The following is a 20,472-nucleotide window of genomic DNA, read 5'->3' on the forward strand; positions in this document are numbered from 1 at the left end:
AGGTGACCACAAGTTGGTGAGTGCGGTATTGGGCGACACGCCGCTGTTAAGAGGCGAGATCGGCTGCTGCGGTATGTGATTGAGGGTCTCGGTTTAGGTTAGGCGGCGGCCTGCAGGGTGACTCGGTAGCCCATCGCGGTCAGTTGTGCGATGTGGTTGCGTACCCGGCGTTCGACGGCGACGCGGTTGGTGTGGTAGTCGGAGCCGAGGTCGCAGAAGCGGGCGGCCGGGTTGGAAAGCAGATGCCAGATGACGACCAGGATGGAGCGGGCGACCGCGACCAGGGCTTTGAGTTTGCCGCGGCGTTTAACGATGCGCCGGTAGCGTTCGCCCAAGAAGGTGTCGGTTTTGGCGGCCGCGACCGCGGCCTCACCGAGCGCGCCTTTGAGGTAGGGGTTGCCTTTGCCGGTCTTGCCGCCGCGGGTGATTGGCCCGGACTGGATGGTGCGTGGGCACAGCCGCGCCCACGACACCAGATGCTCAGGTGTGGGAAATCTGCTCATATCCAGTCCGATCTCGGCGATGATCGCCTGCGCGGCGCGTTGGCCGATGCCCGGGATCTCATCAAGGCGGCCGATGACACCTGGCAGGTCATCGGCCGCCGGGGCGGGATCGAGCGGGGCCGAATCGCTGCCGCCGGCGTCAGGATCGGCGTCGGTGCCCGCACCCGCGCTGGTGCCGGGCCCATCGCCGCTGCCGGAGGAATCGATGGCCACAGCATCGTCGGGCAGTTCGGCGATCAGCTCCTCGATGCGCGCGGTCAGGGTGTCGATCTGGGCGCACAGTGCATCGATTTGGCCCAGCAGCATCCGCGCCAGTTCGGCGTGATGGTCATCAAAACGGCCGTCGAGCGCGGCGATCAGCTCCGATCGCTTGGTTTTCATCCGCCCCCGCGCCAGGTCGGCCAGCCGGCGCGGGTCGCGCTGCCCGGCGATGAGCGCCTCGATCATGTCCCGAGTGGACAGGGTGTCCAGCGTGGAGGCCACCGCCGACACCTTGATCGCGGCGTCCTCGAGCAGCTTTTCCAGCCGCTGCCAGTAGCGCGAGCGTTCCCGGGTCAGGTCTTCGCGTAGCCGGGTGTAGTCCCGCAGCCGCCGGATCGGCGCCGGCGGCACGAAACTTGGCCGCAGCAGGCCTTTCTCGGTCAGCTTAGCCAGCCAGAGAGCGTCGAGTTTGTCGGTTTTAGGCCGGCCGGGCACGTTCTTGACATCGCGGGCGTTGACCAGCTGCACATCCAAACCCTGGTCTTCGAGCAGGTAATACCAGATCCGCCAATAGTCCGAAGTCGATTCGACAGTCACCTTCTCGATACCCTGCTGCCTCAGCTGCTGGGCCAATTCTCCGATCGCGCCGGTGCGTGCAGACACCTCCCACACCCGAGAAAACCGCCTCCCGGACTTGCCGGGCAGCCGCACACACACTGTGCCGGTCACCTTGGCCACGTCGACCGCCGCGGCCCGCTCGATCACCACCTCATGGTCGCCGTCGGGAATCTCCTGCGGCGTGGCTGTCACTACCTGCTTCTGCTTGCTCCTGCGTCGTGCCGCCACTTCTGTTACCCTCCCATCGAATCCATCCATATCGGGTGGGTCGCCTGGGGCCTCGGTCAAGGGAACCGAAATTCTGACCGGCGTGCTCGAAGCAACAGTGCGTGACCCTTCCAGGTCGGGCCCCGGCACCAAACTCACATGCGGGCTCACACGCCCAAGGAAACATCGGCGTCGGCAGGCGACCCGACCCCATTTTCACGCCCGCAAGGCGTCCCCCGGAAGGGATAGGGAACTCACATCGAACAGCACGAGTGGAAACCCGACTTAGACAAGTCGGAAACCTTTGATGGCGGAAGCGGCAAGTGGGACGTGCACGGCCCTGGCTACCAGGGCGGTGCTGAAGCGACCAAGACCTCTGATGGCATCAGCGGCAAGGCCGGTATCGACGGCTGGGTCGCCAAAGGCCAGGGTGACTGGTCGGGCAGCAAGGCGCAACGCTGGGAACCCGCCGAGGTACTCAAAGCGCTTCTGGCCGAAGAGGTCAACGGTCGAGACCGCTCCGCGCTGGCGACCCGCCGCACGCAAGCCGGGTTTCCCACCGGTAAAACCTTCGCCGCGTGGGAGCCGGCACTGTCGTCCATCCCGGCACCCACCCAGGCCGCGTTGCGCACCCTGGAATGGATCCACCGCCGAGAAAACCTGGTGGTCTGCGGGCCCTCCGGCACCGGCAAGACGTTCCTACTGGAAGCCCTCGGCCACCAAGCCGTCGAAACCGGGCTACACGTCGCGTGGTTTAGCCCGAAGTTACTGGTGGTGAGTGGGGGAAATGGGGCGCTGAGCTGGAATTTGTGATGATCGGACATAAAAAATGTAGCCACTAAATTATGTGTGTCTATGCCGCTGCTATTACGAATTCACGTTGTAGTATTGGGATGTGACAAAACCAGCCGGCATGCATGTAGCCCGGACGTCGAGTAAGTATGTGGACAAGGCGGGCAATGTTCGCCACTACGAATCGATCTTGGTGCGCCGCACGTTCCGCCAGGGCGGCAAGGTGCGTCACGAAACGCTGGCCAACCTGTCCAAGCTGCCGGCCGAGGCGGTCACCGCGTTCGAGGCCATCTTGAAAGGTCAAACATTGGTGGAGGCCGGTACTGAGTTCGCCATCACCCGCGCCTAGCCGCACGGGCATGTGGCAGCGGTAGCGGCAATGGCCCGCAAGGTGGGTATGCCCGCCCTGCTGGGGCCTTCTGGCCGGTCACGGGATCTGGTGTTGGGGTTGATCATCTCCCGAGTGGTGCGACCAGCCAGCAAGCTGGACACACGGGCGTGGTGGGCTGAGACCACCTTGGGCACCGACCTGGGTATCGCCGACGCCTGCACCGACGAGATCTACGCCGCGATGGACTGGCTCGTGGGGCGCCAAGACGCTATAGAGCGCAAGCTGGTCGCTCAACATCTTGGGCCGCGGGTTAACCCGTCGAAGATGGCGTTGTTCGATCTGTCGAGTACGTGGATGACCGGGCGTCACTGCGAGTTGGCGGCACGCGGGTATTCCCGTGACGGTAAAAAAGGGTTGCCGCAGATCAACTTCGGGTTGCTTGGCGACCGCGAGGGCCGCCCGATAGCGGTGCGGGTATTCCCTGGCAACACTGCTGATCCCAAGGCGTTCACCACGATCGTGGGCGATCTGCAAGACACGTTTCGATTGGACAATCTGGTGATGGTCGGTGATCGGGGAATGATCACCACCGCCCGCATCAACGCCCTGCGCGAACTCAACAATGCCGGAGCCGATTTCGGGTGGATCACCGCGTTACGCGCACCAGCGATCGCCGCGCTGGCCGCCGACCGGGGCCCTTTGCAGATGAGCCTGTTCGACCAACAGGATCTGGTCGAGATCAACCACCCCGACTATCCCGGCGAACGGCTGATCGCGTGCCGCGACCCACTGTTGGCCGCCCAGCGTGCGGCCAAACGCACCCAGCTGCTGGCCGCCACCGAAAAACTGTTAGCGCCCATCGAAAAGCGGGTGGCGGCGGGCCGATTGTCCGGGGCCGCTGACATCGGCAAGGCTGTGGGCAAAGTGTTGGGAAAGTACAAGATGGCCAAACATTTTGACACCACCATCAGCGATGAGAGTTTCACCTACCGCCGCAACCAAACCGCCATCGATACTGAAGCCGCCATCGACGGCATCTACGTGATACGCACCAGCGTCGATGCCGCAGAACTCACCCCGGCCGCTGTGGTGCAAAGCTACAAAGACCTGGCCAACATCGAACGCGACTTCCGCAGCATCAAAACCGACGACCTCCAAGTGCGGCCCATCCGCCACCGCCTCGACGACCGTGTCAAAGCGCACCTACTAATCTGCATGCTGGCCCGCTACCTGGTATGGCATCTCCGCAAAGCCTGGGCGCCATTGACTTTCACCGATGAAAGCCCACCAGCCCGCGACAATCCCGTAGCCCCCGCCCAACGCTCAACCGACGCTGACACCAAAGCCGCCCACAAACAAGACACCGACGCTAACCCCATACGCAGCTTCGCTGGCCTGCTCGCACACCTCAAAACCCTTACCCGCGATAGGATCCGCTACCAGGACACCGACATCGAGATAGACAAACTCGCCGACCCAACCTCTCAACAACGTCGGGCTTTCGACCTCATCGAAGCCACCATCCCCCTGACCATCACCGCGTAGCCACAAACACAAACCAGAAAACCAGCAAAACCCCAGGTCAAAGCCAAAAACCCCTACCCAAACAGCAGTAACTTCGGTTTAGCCTCGAACAACTCGGCGCCCTGGTGCGCCGACACCGCGCCGATGACACCGTCACCAAGGCCATCGGCCGCATCCTGCGTGCTGATCTCGTCGCCGTTGATGACATCGGCCTGCTGCCGGTCGGTGCCGACGCCGCAGAAGGGCTCGACCGGCTTGTCGATGCCGCCTACGAGAAACGCTCGATCGCGTTGTCGAGCAATCTTCACCCCGCAGGATTCGACGAGCTGATGCCCAAGACGCTGGCCAGCGCCACCGTCGACCGGCTACTGCATCATGCCAACGTCTGCCAAACCAGCGGCGACAGCGTGCGGCTCACCCAAGCCATGGCCGGCAAGGGGGTGAACGCCTTGACCTAACCCGCCGGGCACGTCTGATGGCCACGACCGGGCAGATCTCGTGGCCACCAGCGGGCAGTTCTCATGACCGCCACTGGGCAGTCCCCATGTCCCTTGACAGGCCGCCGACCACAACGACAGGAAGGCCAATCAGCCCCGCAAGCACCGTTACCCGTCTGACGAGCTGGGGGGTGCTCTACGCCTGTTTCCGGGCGCCGGATTCCCCATCGCCGGGTCGAAGGCGGCGCGCCACGACCGTGCAGGATGTAATCGCGCAGGGCAAGTGCGAACATGTAATGGTGCTCTAGCTGTGAGGCTTTCATTCACCTCGGTCGAGCGCGTAATGCAACTGCCGCGCGGTGCGGGGACCATGATTCGGATATGCATCGACTACCTTGCGGGACAGCTATTTCCGGACTGGCGCCGCCGGGAGGTGGTCGGGGCTTGATACGGGGTGGGAAATCCTATCCCACAAGTGGCTTGCCCGGGCACGCCGCGATCAGTGCGATTGTCGACCAGCTCCAGAAGGCGTCGCGGATTTCAGCAACCTGACGCGCAAAGGTGTGTGCCCCTTGCCCACCCTCATCGTCGCGAATCTGCACGTGGTGGTGTGCCCTGCGCTGTGCCCTGTCACCGGTGCTCGATGCTGGGCTGCGGTGTAAAGGAGGGAGTCGAACCCTCGCGCTGCCCCTCGCGCACCCACAGAGCCGGCATTGGCCCGCCGGCGGGCTTGTGCACGCCACCGCGACAACTACCTGCTCCACCTCGCTTGGTCAGTCCAGCAGCTCAACCTCCCAGTTGCAGCGTTGGATTCGCACATCGAGCTCCCGAATCTGGCGGGCCAGACCATCGGCCTGCGCGCGCAGCTGGGCAACAGGCAAAGCCGAGAGCATCTTCAGCTCGGACCGCAGCTGGCGCGCGTAGCCGGGTTGGTTCCTTCCGGCAGCTGCATCCGCCGCGGCGGTTATCACCGAGTGACGCGCCCGCATGGCGTCGCGGCGGGCCAGCGCGTCGGTCAGCGTTTCGTCCGTTCCGAACGAGGTGGCGGCGTTGGTGCGATTGATTCGCCGGATCAACGTTTCGTACTCGCTGATCACCTCGCTGGCTTCGGCAAGCAGCGCCGCGGCATCCTCGGTCGGCTCCTCGCCCTCCTGAAAACGAGCATTGCTGACGATGCGAGTCCGCAGCTGCTCGATCCGGCGCACCGAATCTGCGCGCAGCGCTAACGCCTCCGCCAGCTTCATCGTCCCTACCCCCTTGTTGATCATCGACTACGGTAAACGTCCGAGTAGGGCGCCCGTCCAGCAGCAACCGCCATAATTCTCACAATTCGGCCGGCTTGCAACGCAATATGTGTGCGGTAGATGGGATGCCAAAGCCACCACTCCGGCCAGTGCTGGGAGCGATCCGCGGTTCCTCTGCTTTGGCAGAGCGCCAGCTGCCTGGACGCCCAGGGCTGAGCGCTCCAACCCACTGTACTACAAATCCGTAGTACAATGATTTGGCATGTCCGAGGTGCCGGTGCGGGAGCTGAACCAAAACACTGCCGGGGTGCTCGCCCGGGTCAAACGCGGCGAGCAGATCGACATCACCGAACGTGGCGTTGTCGTGGCGCGGCTGGTCCCGGTCCAGGAAAACCCGCTAGCCGAATTGATCGGCGCGGGACGACTTCACCCCGCCACCCTCAGCGGACCGGCGCCCCGTCCCTCCGGACCGATTCACACCGAGCATGAGGCCGGCCAACTGCTGCGCGAGTTGCGAGACACCGAGCGCTATTGATGCTGTACCTGGATACGTCGGCGCTGATGAAACTGATACGGCGCGAACCGGAAAGCCATGCCCTTGCTGACTGGCTTGACGCGCACACACCCGCGCCGTGGGTGTCTTCGACGCTCGTCGAGGTGGAGCTGCCGCGCGCGCTGCGCCGGATAGCGCCCGCGCTGCTCGCCGGGGTGCCCGCGATCGTGGCGCGAGTCGCGCGCTACGAGATCGACGAGCTGGTCCGCGCCGCCGCTGCCGCGTATCCCGACCCCGCTCTCCGGTCGCTGGACGCGATCCATCTCGCGACCGCGCACGCGGTGTTCGGCGCCCGGTTGCGCGCGTTCGTCTCCTACGACGAGCGGCTGCTTGCGGCCGCGGCGGCAGCAGGCCTGCCGACCGCCACCCCGGGACGCTGAGAGTCGCAGCATCTGTGGGGCCGGCGGCGTGGCCGACCTCCCCGGCTACTCACAGCGGCCGATCGCCGGCCCCACTGCCGCGCGATCTCTACGGTGATCGGACGCGGGTGGAACGCGGCCTCGACCGCGCCCAGCCTTGTGGTGCGAGCCGCTCGCTCATCCTCGTCGTCGGCGACGAGAACGCCAAAGCGCAGTTCGGCAATGGATGCGACGCTGATCGCGGCCTCGACATGCGAGGGCGCGTGCGGCCCGATCAGGACCGCGGTGTCGAGGACCGCGCGCATCGGTTAGTGCGCGGCGAACGGATCGTCAACCGGCGCGGCGAACCGATCGAGGTCGTTGTCGCGGCAAGCCGCCGACGGCGACGACGAGCCCGCCGAGGTGTTCGCCGTGACACAACGGGCGATCGCCTCGGCGCTGAGGGTGATCATGCGCGCCGATGACTCCAGCGGGATCATCGGCGACGGGTGCCGGGATCTTCGCGCGCTGCACCCGGTCGTCACTTCTGGCGCAAAGTCACTGGATTGTTGGCAAAGGGCAACCGTATATCCGTCGCCTGGGCCGAGGGCGCAAGGGTCAACCAGCGGGGCGACCGGCCGCCGCTGGCGTGGTTGCCTGAAGTCCGCTAGGCGCGACCGCGAACCGAACTGGGTCTGGTCAGCAACGGAAACCCCGTCGACGAACACCAACCATGTGCGGGCCGGGGCGATTTCCTGATCCGCAGCATCGTTGGCCACGATACGGATCGACCGCATCCCTCACGTTATCCATCACTGATCCAACCGGTATGCCGGCCATCCGCGCGCGCCACCTCTGTAACGCGCGTCAGCCCACCGTCCAGTATGTGAAATGCCCGCCTCGTAGCGACTTTCAGCAAAACCATGACCCCAGGCCGGGTGAGCACAGCACTGGTCCTTTGCGCAGTGAGACATCTCGCTGGCTCCGATCCCTAACATCGCTTGGCCGGCCGTCATTGACGGGCCTCGTCTTCGACCCCAAGTGACCCCACTGAGCGTCCCGCAACTGGCGGCGCTGAAGTTGGTCTCAACGACCAAGGACACCGGTTGCAGCGCCTGCCGTAGGCGAAAACTCCTCGTGGCTCATCCAGTCGGCCAATGATTGTTGCCCGACCAACATGACCAGCTCCTACATTCCATTCCGCCCTTCTCGCATTGGTGTACGGGACGATAAGACATGACACCGACAATGGGCATGGATTGCTAAGCCTTGTCGACATACCGGGTTAGCCCCGGGTTAGCCCGGCAAAGGCGAGGTCGCCGGCCCCCTGTTGCGCCCAACGCCTCGCGCCCCAACCCGGTCACGATCCTGACGCCCGCCCGCTAGGCCCCGGCGCGCTCGTTCTGGTGTTCCGCCAGGCTGACGGCCAGATCGGCAAGTAACTGTTGTACCGCGCCGGGCTCGGCAGCCTGGCACTGCAGGAACCGGGGTCGCGCTGGGGTTTTGCCGCCGACGCCCGCGAGTGGCGGCGGGCCGCTGAGGCCATGCGCATCACACTGGCCACTGGCGGGTCCGCATGATCCGATGCCGGCGGTCTCATCCGGCGCCCCGCGACCCGCTGCCGCATCAGACCCGCGCGGTGTATGGGGAGATGCTGGCGCGCACCCCGCTGCGGTTTCTGCTCGCCGATGATCGCGCTGCCGCCGAAATCGTCGACGGCACCGGTCAGACGGTGAGCAGAAGGTTCTCCTACCGCCAAACACGCGGCGCATTGCCAGGTTTCGTCCCAACCGATGTCTTGGACTCGCCCCCGGTTTAAGAAGAAAGGCCACGACCCTGATCGGGTAACGTTCACCACTGGGCAAGGGCTGAGCCGGTCTCGCGTATCGGCAACCCTTTCGCCCTCAACCCTTGTGCAAAAAACGCCGTTTGCCAGCGCTATGCGCGGTGGTTGCCAGCTAGGCACAATCACCTGTGGTGTCGCCAGTTGGCGCAGATACGGGCCTGTGGAGTCGCGTGACCATCGCAGCAAGAACAGAACAACTTAAGACTTCACGCGGCAGCTGTCCGGCGATCTTGCTCAGGAGCGCTTTCATCCCTGAACCAACCGCATCGTAGTCCGCAGCACTGATTTCGTGCTTTCCGTCAACCGCTTGAGCCCCAGCACGTCGAGCACCGCGCGAAACAGATCCTCCTCCGCAACGACTTCATCGTCGGGCCAGAACTCGGCCAGGTGGTGCGCAAGTTCGGCGGGCGGCACCATGTCGAGGGAGCGCGGCCCCAGCTCCCGGGGTAGCACATCGGGCTGAGAAGCTATCCGGAAAGTCCGTGAATTCAACCCGGCTTCGTTCAGCGGGTTGCTTGACAGAATGAGTGCTCGCCGCTCGGCGACCGAGAGAGCACGGTTGAGCTGGCGTGCGATCTGACGTCCCACCCGCTGCCCGCCGTACGCCTCACGGTATGCCTGATGAACTCTGCGTCCCAGCACCGGTCCCTCGACTTCGACAATGCGTACCACGTTGGCGACAATCTCGTTCAACTGGCTCGCAGCGACCGGCGGTAGTTGTTCAGTAAACGCCATATACCGCTGCAGCAACGATGAGCCCACTAGGTTCGTAGCGATCTCATCGTCATCAGCGGCGCGGTGACGCCCTCCGGATTGGCCATACGATGCTGCAACAGACACGTCCTCGACCGCCTCTTCCAGCTCCGACTCCGCGTCAAACGCGCGGTGTCGACCGCCCCCACTCATCGGTACCACCGCGGTGCGGTACGACTCGGGAACGTCCACAGTGACCTGCCCTGACAACAATGATTCCGACTGTGCGGCAATACCTTCGAGGCGGTCGGCGGTGTCCAGCGAGCGGTTGTCCGCTGCAAGTCCGGACAATTCCTGAGCCGGTTCGTCTGTCACAGCCGTCTCGTCTTCTCCGGACTCGCTGTCGACAGGAGTCGCGGTCCAATCCGCGGGTCGAATGTCCAGCTCGTCGAGCCGTTGCCATAGTTTCGCCAAAGTTCCCGCCATATCGGTGTAGAACATCGACTCCCGGATGCGGAAAAACCTCCAGCCGCACCGTTCGAGCTCACGCTGACGGGCCAGATCCGCCTCGTAGGCTGCCGGGCCATGCCAGAAGTCACCGTCGCACTCGACGGCAAGCCGACCCCGGGCGCCGTCGATCACCAAGTCGATTTTGTAGCCCATCGCCTCGTGCTGCGCGTGCACGGTGTAACCCCGGTCGACGATGCGGTTGTACACCCGCTGCTCGAAAAGAGAGTCAAACGGCGGTACCACCACATCTTCTGGTACGGACCCGAGCGTCAGTTCCCCTGTGTCGGCATGCGCGCGGTTGACGACGCCGTAGCAGTAGTCGAGCAGTTGCCTCCGCATGTCTTCCTTGTTGGTCAAGGGTTCGCGTGGCATCGAGTGATACACCCACATCTGATCCTTGGCGCGTGAGGCGGCGACATTGAACCGCTGCACATACTGGTCACCCGTCAACGCGGTGATCCGCCTGTCTTCCTGTGGCGCTTTCACCATCGATAGGAACATAACGTCGCGCTCGGAACCCTGAAAGTCCGCTGCGTCACCGCACCGAAGGTCGCGCGCTTTCCATTCCTCGTGCGGAATAGTGTCTTGCAACTTGCTCTGGATCAGCCTGGCTTGTTCTTTGCCCAGCAGCGAGATCACACCGAAGGTCTTGCCGTCGTACTTTGGCTCGGCGATGCATTTTGTGATCTGCTCGACGATCGCCTCAGCCTCGACCGGGTTGGTCTTGTTGTCCGCCTCGTAACCGTCGGGCAAGTAGACGACCTTGATCGGATCGAGCCGCTCGGCGCCGAACTGTCGTACCGGAACCAGTCGAATTCCTTCTGGCTCATAAGCAATTCGATTCGAAAAGCCGATGATCTCGGGCACGCAGCGGCGATGCTCGGTCAACGTGATGCGCCCGCCGAAACGCATGTTCGCCTCATCGAAATAACTGCGCGTGGGGTCTTGCCACGAAGCCCGGTAGGTGTCATTGGCCAGATACAGATTGGCCAGGTCACGCAGTTGCTGCTGGTCGACGCCGACCGCCGAAGGCGAAACCTGTTTGTCGTCTCCGATCACGACGAGCTTGGGTGCCAGGTATTGCAGGAAGGTGGCCTCCAAACCGGCCTGCGACGCCTCGTCGACAATGACGACGTCGAACAAATTCGGTCGCACGCGGATCTGCTCGGCGATCCGGTAGAGAGGCATGATCCACACCGGAACCGACGGACGGCACCGATCCATCGCCTCGGTGATTTCGGCACGTTTCTTGGCGGCGTACTTGCCGGTGCCCTTCCCCAGCGAGGCCACCAGTTGCGCGTACTGGGTCAGGTTGGCGCGGGCACGGCCTGTGAGACGACCGGGCGCAACGGCGTGACCCCATGCCCGCTCGGCGGCCAGATGCTCCACCTCGCTTCGGATCTGCTGCTCGATTCCGTTAAGTTGCATCTCGAGCGCATTGATGTCCTCGACGTCTCGGCCCATGACCCAACGCCTTGTCATTTCCCAACGCCATGCGTCGCCGTAGCACGGCAACCTGCCGTCCCAGTCCGCTGCTGTCGGGTCGGCGATGATCGCCCTCGCCAGTCGCGGCGCAGACGCCTCCAAACATGCTTGGATTCGCCCACGTTCTGCAATGGCGTCCGCAACATGGTGCAGATGGACAAGCCGATCGTGAGCTTCCGCATAGGAATTCGTATCTCGGCTGCGCACCGCATCGAGCAGCGAAGAAACGACCTGCGGGGGGTTCGGCCACCTGGCTTCCTCGTTCAAATAGTCGGCCAGCGCATCGATCGGCGCCGATGAAGTGTCCGCTTGGTCGGCAGCTGCGGCTGCCTCAACCAATTCAGCGTAGCGCCTAATCTCGTCGAGGTCGATCCAGTCGGGCACCGGCAGGTCGTTGGCCTCGAACCAGGACCGCTCCGCCTCGAGCCGCTCCCCCAGCGCCAGCACTTTGTCGAGCTGCGCCAGCTCGGTGCGGTGCCAGTGCAACTTCTCGGCAAGGGTGTCCTCGTCCGGGATTTGGACCGAGGACGGCCACGCCTGATCCAACGCTGTGATTATCCGGTTGGCCTCCACCCAGTCGATGAAAGCCTCAAGTCTTTCACTAGTGACTGGCGGCAGCCCATTGATCTTCACATTTGAGAAGAACGGCTGGGCCAACTTGACCGTCTTGGGACTGAACGCACCGATCTTCGGTGAGCCATCCGGAAGTGTCTTGATCTTGCCGCCCGAATCGAGGTATGTCAGAATCGATTTCGCGACATGCTGATACACTCTGTGGTCACCAGCGGACACATCGACCGATGTTGTCGGTCCGATTCGAAAGATAAGTGCCTCGACCTGGTGGGTCAGCGACCTGATCTGCGCGGAGCGAGCCTTCCAGCTCTGATGGCGACCGCTGCGGACGTCGCGCAAGGCCTCGTTCATCCAGGGTTCTTTGCGACGTTCCAACGCGCCGGCTTGTTCGGTGAGTTCAGCAACTCTGTGGCGCAATTCGTCTCGGACTTTCGACGCAAGCGATCTGACAAACTCGAATGACTGATGTGACAACAGGTTGCTGTACCGCTCCTTACGGGCAATCGCCTGCTGCTCGGCGGCGACCAAGGCGGCGAAGTCGTGAGGCTGCACCACTGACTCCAAGGCCGGCAAGCGACGCGTTGCCTCGGTCTCGTTCTCTGCCACGTCGCGGTTCAGCAGCACGTTTCGCCACCACACGATCTCGTCCGAAGAAACGCTGGTGCCCTCGTCGTTCGGATCGACTTCGAACTCACAAATCCATGCGAACCGCGGTTCCTGCTGAAGGTTGCGGTAGGCGATCGCGGCGAGGGTGCCCTCTTCGGGCCCGTCGCTGCGCGGCTCGACCTCCTCGCGACGGATCGCGATCAGTTTCTTATACGCCTCGGCACGCTGCCGCCTTAGGACGTCGATGTTCGCGAGGTGCCGGTCGATGGCCTGTCGGGAAACGTCCGGGTCAAACTGGTCAGCACGCTGGGAGATACTGTCGACCGCGGTACGCAATTCGGCCATCTCCGAACGCGATTGGCCGATCACCGAAACCGCCAGTGCACGTATCTCGCGTGGCAGTTTGTCACGCACCTCGTGCAATGCCCTGTCGGTTTGTGCGGTGATCAGCACCCGCTTGCCCTGGGCGAGCAGGTGGCAGACCAGCGCGGCGGCCGTGTGGGTCTTGCCGGTGCCCGGCGGCCCTTGCACCACCGTCTGGGCGCTGCGATCGACACGCTCGATGATCCGGCGCTGCACATCGTTGACCGCCAGCGGGAGAAAGTCCTCCTCGTCGACCGTGACGATGGCGCCAGGAGTGGGGGTGTAGTCCGATTCGGGCTGGCGATCCGGGTCGATCAACGGCAGCACACCGCTGGGGACTTCTCCGGTGGCCTGGATGTGATTGACGATCTGCTCGTAGATCTGCACCAACCCGCGGTTGGTGCGGCGCCGGAGGATCAGCGCCGGGGCGAACGCGCCGCGTGGTGCCCGCCCGGTAGCGGGGACGAGTGCGTCTTCGTCGTACTCGGCGCGGGCGTCGAGGCAGTGGGTGAGGCGCCGGCAAATGTCCCCGATCGCGATTCTGTCGAGTAGGTGGCCTTCGAAATTCCGGGCCAGCTGTCGGATCTCGTCGATCTTGGCGAGGTTGGGGATGAGCCCCGGGTCGAGCATGTCGAGCTCGATCGACACGTTTTCCGGTGAGGGCACCTGGCACACGGTCAACGTGCCCGTTTTCTCGTCGAACGTGACGGAGACCGAGGCGGTCACGAGGTGACGTGTCACCTGCTCGTGCCCGTCGGGCTGCCACGTCAGGCACCCGACGCCGAGGACGAGTTCGAACTCTTCGGTGTGGCCGACCGACGTGAGGTGGATAGCGAAGAGCTCCTTGTACAGGTCCCTCACAACGCGGTCGCGGCTCTCCCGCTCCGCCCACGACCGCCAATCGAGGAGCCATTCGTCGAAGGTAGCGGCCACGTCCGGCACTTCGGCGAGTTCGCTCCGTCGGCGCTCGGCGTTCTGCTCCTTAGCCTCGCTCACCCCGGTGTCAGTGACGGGGCGAGGCTCCTCGACGTAGATCACCTCCCGAAGGGAGGGTTCTCTACTCAAGTCGTCGATTGGGCCCTCGACCCATGGTATGAGATCTGACGCGATCGGCGGCGGGTCCGACTTGGGTACTCGGTCCACTTCGAGCAGAGGATTGGGCAACTCCAGGTTTGCCATTCGGTGCGCGGATCGTACTGCCAAATGGTCGGGGATGTCGGCGAACCACACCACCTTTTCGAAGCTGTCTACGGTGTATACCCTCGGCACGAGCAACTGCTGCGTTCTGCGCAGGAACGTAAATAGATTGATTGCTTTCCGGACCAGACTTTCCCTGTCGGAATCGTTTTCGGTCATGTCCATCGCTTCCCCAAGATCTGCTCATAAGGCGCTCCGCCAAACGGAATCGTAGTTTTACTCACCGTCGACTGTGGCTTCATTGTGGCGCATAGGGCTGACATCGCCGCGCCGTACCTCGATTTTCTGGGCGTCGTAGATGGCCGCTGGGCCCAGATTGACCACTGAGAAGCGCAGGGTGGCGGCTGAACACCAATGCGCCCGCCCTGACCTCCTCGACTGCCATCCGAAGGGTCACGCGATCGAGCGAACCCTGACGCCATGAGTCTGGGCGTGGCCTCAGGCAAACCGGGCTACCACGGCCCTGTGTGACAGGGTTTGGTGAGACAGCAGCAGTAGCCGATTATCACTACAGGGCGAGACAGGATCACCGTTTTCGGTGACTATGACGATCGCGTCCCTGGAAGGGTGCGCTGATACTGATCAAGTGGGCAGTACACCGGATCCGGGCGCGCGGGCACGGCGGCGCACGTTCACCGCCGAGTACAAGGCCCGTGTCCTCGATGAGTACGACGCGCTGCCGACCGGTTCGTCCGAGCGTGGTGCGTTGCTGCGCCGCGAAGGCCTGTATAGCTCGCACATCGCCGAATGGCGCAAGGCCCGTGCTGCCGGTGCCCGAGACGGGCTGACGCCGAAGAGTAAGTCCAAACGCACCGCTGAGCAGGTCGAGTTGGAGAAGCTGCGGCGACGCACCAAGCAACTGCAGGCCGAGCTGGACCGGACCAAGCTAGCCTTGGAGATCACGGGAAAAGCGCACGCGCTCTTGGAGATGCTCTCCGAGAGCGTGGATTTCGAGCCGAAGTCGAAGCCGTGATCGGCGAGCATCTACCCGACTTGGAGGCGGCGACCAGCACCAAGCAGGCCTGTGAATTGCTGGGCGCATCACGGGCCATGCTGTATCGGCGCCGCAACCCAGCATCACGGCCGGTGCCGCGGACTCGGTCCGAGCCGCCCAACAAGCTCACCGAGGCCGAACGCCAGCAGATCCTGACGGTGCTGCGCTCGGCCGAGTATTGCGACCTGGCGCCGGCGCAGGTGTGGGCGCGCCTACTCGATGACGGCATCTATTTGTGCTCGATCCGCGCCATGTACCGGCTTTTGGCGATCGCTGGGGAGAATCGGGAGCGGCGCCGTCAGCGCACCCACCCGGCGCGCAAGAAACCCGAGCTGATCGCCACCGCGCCCAACCAGGTTTGGTCGTGGGATATAACGAAATTACAAGGGCCACAACGTGGCACCTTCTATCAACTGTATGTGATCATCGACATCTTCTCGCGCTAGGTCGTCGGTTGGACCGTTGCGGCCACCGAGACCGCTGAACTGGCCAAGCAGTTCATCGACGACACCGTGGCCCACCACAGCATCGAGCCCGGCCAACTGGCTCTCCATGCTGATCGCGGCACCTCGATGACGTCCAAGCCGGTCGCCCAACTCCTGACCGACCTGGGCGTGGACCGCAGCCACAGCCGCCCGCATGTGTCCAACGACAACCCCTACTCGAAGGCCAATTTCAAGACCCTCAAGTACTGCCCGGCGTTCCCGGCCCGGTTCGGCTCGATCGAAGACGCCCGCACCTTCTGCAGCGCATTTTCGATTACTACAACCATCAACATCGACACAGCGGCGTCGCACCACACACCGCGGCGTCGGTCCACTACGGCACCGCAACCCAGATCCAGGCCCAACGCGCCGCCACATTCGACGCGGCCTATGCCGCCAACCCCGCCAGGTTCCGGCGTCGCCGACCCACCCCACCGAAACTGCCAACCCTCGCCTGGATCAACCAACCAACCCCCGAAGCACTCATCAAATCCGCATAAGAAACTGTCTCACCGACCTTGACACGTTCCGCCAACCTGCTCGAGGCCCGCGTCGTCATCGGCGACTTCAAGCACGACCATAACCATCGGCATCGTCACTCGGCGCTGGGCTATCTGACCCCGGCCAAGTACGCTGCCCGATGCAGCCACACCCATCACCCCGTGGCCTGCGAGATCAACTGAAAACCGGTATCAACACAACCTGGCTCCAAAACCGGGTGGACCGATTATCGGGGACCTGCCAGTAGCACAGGAAACAAGGGATCGAGAGTGGAGACGATTGCATTTTTCAACCACAAGGGTGGCGTCGGCAAGACAACGATGCTGTTCAACGCGGCGATCGAGATGTCCCGGCTTGGCATGCGGGTGTTGATGGTCGATCTCGATGCCCAGGCTAACCTGACCGCAATCAGCTTGTCCGACGAAACATTGGAGCGCTTATACACATCGACCGAGGCTAGCCAGACCGTCGCGGACGCCTTCAACCCTCTTGTCGGCGGCGCCGGCGATATCGTTGCCCCGATTCCCCATGCCGTTCGGGAGCAGGGTGTTTGGCTTGCTGCAGGCGACCTCCGATTGTCTGATTTCGAGGGCATCATGCCGGGCGCATGGACCGAGGCTTTAGCTGGGTTCGAGCGCGGTTTCCGCGTCACCAGCGCGCCGTACCGCCTGATTCAGGACCTCGGCGGATCGGTCCATGCTGATTATGCCTTTGTTGATCTCGGCCCGAATGTCGGCGCGCTAAACCGCGGCGTGCTTCTGGGCAGCGACTATCTGATTGTGCCGCTTGCCGCCGATCTGTTCTCGCTTCGAGCCCTACCGAGTGTTGGTGGCAGCTTGAAACGGTGGGTCGGCGAGTGGAGGACTGCGAGGGCCGTGCGCAGCGCATCTACGTTGCCCTTCCCAATTCCAGCTGGACTGCCCAAGGTTCTCGGCTATGTATCACAGCAGTTCAACATCTACCGCGGTGAAGCGACTATGGCCTTCTCGAACTGGATTGATCAGATGCCGGAGGAAATCGAACGAGGGCTTCTTGCACCCCTCGCGCAATTCGAGGATGACAACGGCGCGACGCTCGCCGACCCAGCACAATCCGATGGTCCGGACCTTGGCGAACTGAAAAACTACCACAGCTTGGTGCCCCACGCTCAAGCGATGCGCCGGGCGATCTTCGAACTCGAAGCTGACGCGGTGATCCGCGGCAATCAGTTAACGCGCGCGCGGGAAAGCGAGGAGCATTTTCGGGCGCTTTGCGAGAACATCCTGGCACGCACCGGACAGCAGGCCCGGGCACCTGGGGCGTCGACAAAGTCATGAATTGATGCTTAACCTGCGTTGTTGCTGATGTAACACGCGGGACCAGTGTGGTTACAGGACGGAGATAAAGCACTGGATGATCACCGTTTCCACACCAATCACACCTCAGGAAGCGCTGCCGTGTCCGCTGTGCCATCATCGCCACCACCTACCCCACACGGCTCGCCTACGGGACCGGCAGGTATTCGAAGACGGTGTCTGGTCGGTGTACGACTACCAAATCCTCCGGGAAAAAGACGGCTTCGCGTTCGCTCAAGCGTGGGACGGCGGGCGCTACCTGGAGTTAGTGTTGCCGACCGACCACGAACCGGCACCGACTATCACCGACACCTCATTATTGGTCGAGCCGTCGCGTGCTGTCGCGCAACGCAAGCGCGAGGTCGAGGAACTCGGTGAGGAAGAAACGGACGGCAGAGGTCAAGTCGAGGCCGCCGGTCGCGTACCATCGTCTCCGCCGTCGGGGCCCGCACCCAAGAGCCGCTACTTCGGCGTGCCGAACATTGGACCCTGAGTGCTACGCGGTCGACTTCGGCAAGATCAACGCGGAGGTTCTGTAGCACCTCGCCGCACAACCTGGTGTCGGCAAGAACGGAAAGCCCTGCTCGATCTGGTGCACGAGAGCGTTGCGGTTCCGTCAGCGCCCGAAAACGCTGATCGAACCGGAACTCGCGGCGTTGATTTCCGACGAAATCCAGCGCGGTCAGCATGGTTTTGCCCGGTGTTAACCCAGACCCCGGCCGAGCTGCTGCAGAAAACCGGTGGCGCTTTCGGTGGGCCGCAAAAACAAGACGGTGTCCACCTCGGGAATGTCGAGTCCCTCGTTGAACAGGTCAACGGCGAACAGGATGTTGATCTCCCGGTTGCGCAGCGCTTTTAGCGAGGCGTGGCGTTCGGTGGCCGAGGTGTCCGCCGACACCGCACGCGCCGGCACCCCGGCGGCGTTGAACCGCTCCGCCATGTAGCGGGCATGCTCGATGCTCACGCAAAACCCCAGGGCACGCATCGCCGCCACGTCGGCCACCTTGTCGCGCAGTTCCTTGAGCACGACGCGGGTGCGCGCGTCGTTGCCGGTGTAGAGGCCGCTCAGCGCCGCGGGGTCGTAGCTGTCGCGCTGCCACTGCACGTCGGCCAGGTCGACCCCGTCGTGCACACCGAAGTAATGAAACGGGCACAGCAGATGCTGGTCGAGGGCCTCCCACAGCCGTAGCTCAGCGGCGACTCGCCCGTCGAAGAACTCGCGGACATCGACGCCGTCGCCGCGCTCGGGTGTTGCGGTCAAACCCAGCAGTTCGACGGGTTGCACATGACCGAGCAGCCGCCGATACGACGCGGCCTCGGCGTGGTGGAACTCATCGACCACCACCACGTCGAAGTGGATGGGGTCGATGGTGGCAAGCCGTTCGGCCGACAGTGACTGGATGCTGGCGAACACGTGGCGCCAGGTGCTTGGCTGCTCCCTGTCGACCAGCAGTTCCCCGAACGTCGGCTCGGTCAGCACCTCCTGATACATGCGCCGGGGCCTGCACCAGGATCTCCTTGTGGTGCGCGACGAACAACAGCGTCAAGTCACGACCGTGCACCTCACGCACCAGCCGGCGATAATCCAACGCGGCCACCACCGTCTTGCCCGTGCCGGTGGCCGCCACGATCAGGTTGCGGTGCCGATCATGTAGCACCCGCTCGGCGTCGAGGTCTTCAAGCATCTCGGCCTGAAACGGCTTGGGCTGCACCTTCAGCCCCGACAGCGTGACCGTGAGCCGGTCGCGTCGGCGCCCACCCGCTGCGACCTCGAGCGCCCCACGCAGCCGCTGCCCGTCGGCCGACGGCCGGTAGGGCTCGAATTCGCGACTCTCCCAACAGGCTTCGAAGGTCGTGCGGAACTTCTCCAGCAGATGCGGGGTCGACACCCCAGACAGGCGCACATTCCACTCCAGCCCGTCCACCAGCGCCGCATGCGACAGATTGCTCGACCCCACATAGGCGGTGTGAAAACCGATGTCGCGCTGCAGCAGCCACGTCTTGGCGTGCAACCGGGTGCGCTCGGTTTCGTAATTGATGCGCCCTGCGCGCCGAACTCCTCCACCAAGGCATCGAGGGCCCGCGCGTCGGTGGCCCCCAGATAGGTCGTCGTGATGACCCGCAGCGGCACCTTGCGCAACCGCAGCTGGTGCAGCTTTCTTCCAACAGCCGCAAGCCCTCCCATTTAACAAAGGCGCACAACAAATCCACGTGATCGGCACTGGCGAGTTCGGCGCGCAGCTCGGCAGCCAGTGTGGGTTCGTAGTGCGCATTGGTCATCAACGTCGTCTCCGACAACGAGGTGGCCGGCCGCGGCAACCGGGCGACACCGACCCGGTTGGCCGCCCTCACCTCCTCGAGGCGCTCGATTTTGTCGGGCTCGTCTTGGTGCAACGCCTCAACCATCGCGTCGGGGTCAGGCAGCGCCGCCAAGACCCGGCGCACCACCTCCACGCGGGCCTGCGGCGTCGCTGCACCCCGAAGCGCGCGCTCGATGACCGGCGTGAGATGCCGCGCGATGGACAGCGGGTGCTCGCCCTCATCAACGAAGCCGATCTCGGGGTGCAGATCAGGTCGCCCCGCCAACGCGCGGTGCAGCCGTTCGGTCAGCAGTGACTCGTAGAGCCCTTCCTGCACGTCGGCAGGGTAACGGATGGGTACGACAGGGGCCGAAATGGGACGGTAACGCTTTCGGCGAAGCCGCACCTCCGGAGGGCCCCTTACTTCTCCGGCGTTGATATTCCGCCACCATCACGAGGCGGGTTAGGAGTCGGATTTTGTGCCGGCTTCGGCCGACGACCCCCGGTTCGGGGACGACCGCCTTCATTATCGGGCTTGGGGGATTTCGGGGCCGTTAGCGGCGGGAGCCGATTCTGCACGCTCAGCCGCATCACGACGCGGCAAGTTGCCCACGCCGCCGCCCTTCGGTGGCTGCGGCATTTCGACCGTACCCGTGCTTGGGATGTATCCCCCCGAGCGGGGTGGCAGCCAAGCATGACGCTTCTGCTTGCGGCTACCTGCTGTCGTCGTCGCTGCTTCCTTCGCGCGCGTCAGGCCGGGATAGCCCATAATCGGGGCGCATCGCCGAGGTCGTTTCCCTGTATTGCCGGCACTGAAAATGAACACGACGGCGGCAC

At 63.6% G+C, this 20,472-nt stretch carries 13 protein-coding genes and 4 pseudogenes; 12 read left to right on the forward strand and 5 right to left on the reverse strand.

The features are described from left to right. Positions 1-98 precede the first annotated feature (98 nt). Positions 99-1,514, reverse strand: a complete 1,416-nt coding sequence (locus MSM1_RS20750) for an IS110 family transposase (protein ID WP_213446085.1) — start codon at positions 1,512-1,514, stop codon at positions 99-101. A gap of 459 nt (positions 1,515-1,973) precedes the next feature. Here MSM1_RS20750 and MSM1_RS20755 point away from each other — a divergent pair. From MSM1_RS20755 to MSM1_RS20765, 4 genes and pseudogenes are all read left to right on the forward strand, one after another. Then, a pseudogene (locus MSM1_RS20755) lies at positions 1,974-2,288 on the forward strand (ATP-binding protein); the annotation flags it as partial. A gap of 136 nt (positions 2,289-2,424) precedes the next feature. Next, the gene (locus MSM1_RS22295; RefSeq protein WP_236057386.1) at positions 2,425-2,670 is read left to right on the forward strand and encodes a hypothetical protein; all 246 of its coding nucleotides are present in this window, start codon (positions 2,425-2,427) and stop codon (positions 2,668-2,670) included. 48 nt (positions 2,671-2,718) lie between these two features. Next, positions 2,719-4,197, forward strand: coding sequence for an IS1634 family transposase (locus MSM1_RS20760; RefSeq protein WP_236057395.1), 1,479 nt, complete (start codon positions 2,719-2,721; stop codon positions 4,195-4,197). Between the two features lie 77 nt (positions 4,198-4,274). Further along, positions 4,275-4,634, forward strand: a pseudogene (locus MSM1_RS20765) (ATP-binding protein); the annotation flags it as partial. A gap of 752 nt (positions 4,635-5,386) precedes the next feature. Here the strand turns inward: MSM1_RS20765 and MSM1_RS20770 are convergent. After that, complete coding sequence (locus tag MSM1_RS20770) at positions 5,387-5,857, reverse strand: DIP1984 family protein (protein ID WP_213446086.1); 471 nt, start codon at positions 5,855-5,857, stop codon at positions 5,387-5,389. A gap of 262 nt (positions 5,858-6,119) precedes the next feature. On the opposite strand from MSM1_RS20770, the gene MSM1_RS20775 reads away from it, so the two are divergent. Both MSM1_RS20775 and MSM1_RS20780 read left to right on the forward strand, forming a co-directional pair. Then, positions 6,120-6,392 carry a type II toxin-antitoxin system Phd/YefM family antitoxin gene (locus MSM1_RS20775; protein WP_213446088.1) on the forward strand — a complete coding sequence of 91 codons (273 nt, stop codon included), beginning with the start codon at positions 6,120-6,122 and terminating at the stop codon, positions 6,390-6,392. Continuing rightward, positions 6,392-6,790: a type II toxin-antitoxin system VapC family toxin gene (locus MSM1_RS20780; RefSeq protein ID WP_213446090.1), complete on the forward strand. Its 399-nt coding sequence runs from the start codon at positions 6,392-6,394 to the stop codon at positions 6,788-6,790. Before MSM1_RS20775 ends, MSM1_RS20780 begins: the two co-directional genes overlap by 1 nt. A 287-nt stretch (positions 6,791-7,077) precedes the next feature. Here MSM1_RS20780 and MSM1_RS20785 read toward each other — a convergent pair whose 3' ends face one another. Further along, on the reverse strand, positions 7,078-7,248 hold the full coding sequence (locus MSM1_RS20785) for a hypothetical protein (RefSeq protein WP_213446092.1): 171 nt from the start codon (positions 7,246-7,248) through the stop codon (positions 7,078-7,080). 1,076 nt (positions 7,249-8,324) lie between these two features. Between MSM1_RS20785 and MSM1_RS20790 the strand changes: the two genes are divergently transcribed. Next, a complete protein-coding gene (locus tag MSM1_RS20790) occupies positions 8,325-8,567 on the forward strand; it encodes a hypothetical protein (protein WP_213446094.1) in 243 nt (80 codons plus the stop codon). Positions 8,568-8,840: 273 nt separating this feature from the next. Here MSM1_RS20790 and MSM1_RS20795 read toward each other — a convergent pair whose 3' ends face one another. Continuing rightward, on the reverse strand, positions 8,841-14,093 hold the full coding sequence (locus tag MSM1_RS20795) for an AAA domain-containing protein (protein ID WP_307857471.1): 5,253 nt from the start codon (positions 14,091-14,093) through the stop codon (positions 8,841-8,843). Between the two features lie 514 nt (positions 14,094-14,607). Between MSM1_RS20795 and MSM1_RS20800 the strand changes: the two genes are divergently transcribed. The 5 genes and pseudogenes from MSM1_RS20800 to MSM1_RS20820 all read left to right on the forward strand — a co-directional run bounded on the left by MSM1_RS20800 (position 14,608) and on the right by MSM1_RS20820 (position 17,828). Then, positions 14,608-14,994, forward strand: a complete 387-nt coding sequence (locus MSM1_RS20800) for a hypothetical protein (RefSeq protein ID WP_213445068.1) — start codon at positions 14,608-14,610, stop codon at positions 14,992-14,994. Beyond that, positions 14,991-15,461: a hypothetical protein gene (locus MSM1_RS23130; RefSeq protein ID WP_236057398.1), complete on the forward strand. Its 471-nt coding sequence runs from the start codon at positions 14,991-14,993 to the stop codon at positions 15,459-15,461. The genes MSM1_RS20800 and MSM1_RS23130 overlap by 4 nt, the downstream gene beginning before the upstream one ends. Positions 15,462-16,033: 572 nt before the next feature. Next, positions 16,034-16,183 (forward strand): annotated as a pseudogene (locus tag MSM1_RS20810) (integrase core domain-containing protein); the annotation flags it as partial. An 87-nt stretch (positions 16,184-16,270) separates the two neighbouring features. Beyond that, the gene (locus MSM1_RS20815; protein ID WP_213446100.1) at positions 16,271-17,317 is read left to right on the forward strand and encodes a ParA family protein; all 1,047 of its coding nucleotides are present in this window, start codon (positions 16,271-16,273) and stop codon (positions 17,315-17,317) included. Positions 17,318-17,393: 76 nt separating this feature from the next. Then, positions 17,394-17,828 carry a hypothetical protein gene (locus tag MSM1_RS20820; protein WP_213446103.1) on the forward strand — a complete coding sequence of 145 codons (435 nt, stop codon included), beginning with the start codon at positions 17,394-17,396 and terminating at the stop codon, positions 17,826-17,828. A 66-nt stretch (positions 17,829-17,894) separates the two neighbouring features. Here MSM1_RS20820 and MSM1_RS22610 read toward each other — a convergent pair. Then, positions 17,895-19,972: pseudogene (locus MSM1_RS22610) on the reverse strand (DEAD/DEAH box helicase family protein); the annotation flags it as partial. Between the last annotated feature and the right edge of the window lie 500 nt (positions 19,973-20,472).

Origin of the sequence: Mycobacterium sp. SM1 (genome assembly GCF_018361265.1) — a bacterium.
Taxonomy (GTDB): domain Bacteria; phylum Actinomycetota; class Actinomycetes; order Mycobacteriales; family Mycobacteriaceae; genus Mycobacterium.